Origin of the sequence: Bacteroides sp. AM44-19 (genome assembly GCF_003603395.1) — a bacterium.
GTDB classification, from domain to species: domain Bacteria; phylum Bacteroidota; class Bacteroidia; order Bacteroidales; family Bacteroidaceae; genus Bacteroides; species Bacteroides uniformis.
In genome coordinates this window covers 1-1,824 of the sequence record NZ_QTNB01000056.1, presented here as the reverse complement: position 1 = coordinate 1,824, position 1,824 = coordinate 1, and the positions used below count along the sequence as shown (strand labels likewise).

Sequence of the window (1,824 nt, the reverse complement as noted above, 5' to 3'; positions counted from 1 at the left end):
TGCTACCGCTTCTACACTGATATCAAACGCCGGAAGAACGAAAGCCGCACCTACTTCCTTGACAAAATGCAGGAAAAACTGAACGAGAAGATGCTCCGTGACGAAGAGATGGAGCGTATGAGAAGATAGACTAAGAATCCCTAAAGAATAACGGGCGGAGCAAGTTTGATACTTTGTTCCGCCCGCTTTCATTGCCTCACGTCAGCCCGGTTATTTCTGCTGTAACAGGTGTTTCAGATTGTCGTCGTTGGCAATCCGCTCCAGTTCCTCCTGAACAATCTGCTTGACTTCCTCCTTGATGCGCCTGTAATTCGCCTGCACCGTTTCCTTCATGTGGTCGTTGCCATCCTCGTCCGTGAAGTCGGTAATGACGGGTATCTTCTTGTAGGCTTTTTCCTCGCGTTTCACCTTCTCTGCATCCACGACAATCTCGCAGTGAAAAATCTTCTGTTCAATGCGCTCGTTGAAGTTATCGGACACAGAACCGACAAACATTCCCTGCGTCAAGCCGGAAATCTTGCTGGGCGGGATAAGCGCGTCCATCTGCGTATTGATAGAGGTGGAAACGTCCTGCCGGTTGATGGAAATGGACTGCCGTTTCTGCAAGACCTTTCCGAAGCGTTCGGATAGCGTCTTGGCGGTTTCACCCACCACCTGCCCGGAGAAGATATTACCGACGGTGTTCATCACGACTTTAGCTTCCTTATCGCCATAGTCGCGCACCAACTGGCTGAAATCCTGAAAGCCCAGACACACGGCAACCTTGTTGCTTCGTGCGGTGGCAATAAGGTTGTCCAGCCCCTTGAAATATATCGTCGGTAGTTCATCTATAATGACCGACGACTTCAGCATCCCCTTCTTGTTGATGAGCTTTACGATACGGGAGTTATACAGACCGAGAGCCGCACCATAAATATTCTGACGGTCGGGATTGTTACCCACGCACAGGATTTTCGGCTCTTCGGGATTGTTGATATCCAGCGTAAACTCGCTGTCCGACATTACCCAATAGAGTTGCGGGGAAATCATGCGCGAGAGCGGAATTTTCGCCGATGCTATCTGCCCTTGAAGCTGCTCAGCCGCCCCACCGAGCCAAGCATCCATGAATGGTGAGAGGTAGTTTTCAAGTTCGGGATATGAAGAAAGAATCGGGAAAATATCCTCGTAACGGCGGTTCAGGAACTCAATGGCATGGGGAAACGTGCAATACTTACCACCCTTATAGATTTTGAGATACCATATAATACTGGCAAACAAGATAATAGGTGATTCCACGAAGAAGTCACCCTGCTTCTGCACCCACGTTTTATTGAGATTGAGCATAATCGTGTACGCACTCTCGTAAGCGTCTGTAATATCCTCCATGAAATCCGGGTGAATGGGATTGCACCGATGAGAGCGTCGCGGGTCGTCGAAGTTGATCACATAGAACTTCGGCTTTACCTTGTAGCCGTCCGGGTGGTTCAGCAAATGGTTGTAGGCAATAGTAGATAGGTCGGGATACTTGAAATCGTAGATGTATTGACTAAAGCCCTTTTCAATCTGTTGCTTGATAAAATTGTTTACCACGGCATAGGACTTGCCGCTGCCCGGCGTACCCAACACGATGGACGCACGGAAGGGATTAACTACATTGATCCAACCGTTGTTCCAGCGTTTCCTGTAATAGAAACGTGTCGGCAGATTGACCGAATACTCACTTTCTATGAGCCGTGTTTCCTGCATGAAACTCTCGTTCTCGTTGTTGAATACATCGTCCATGAGGTTGTGCTTCAACAGGCGGCTCATCCACAGACCACCCATCAACAGGCAGACATAGCCCGT

At 49.0% G+C, this 1,824-nt stretch carries 2 protein-coding genes; one reads left to right on the top strand and one right to left on the bottom strand.

Going from position 1 to position 1,824, the window contains the following annotated elements; genetic code table 11:
- The coding region (locus DW947_RS21335) for an RteC domain-containing protein (protein ID WP_207804816.1) at positions 1 to 129 on the top strand (129 nt) is incomplete at its 5' end.
- An 81-nt stretch (positions 130 to 210) separates the two neighbouring features.
- On the opposite strand, the gene mobC is transcribed toward DW947_RS21335, so the two are convergent.
- A partial coding sequence (gene mobC, locus DW947_RS21330; RefSeq protein WP_119958635.1) for a conjugal transfer protein MobC occupies positions 211 to 1,824 on the bottom strand: 1,614 nt, incomplete at its 5' end.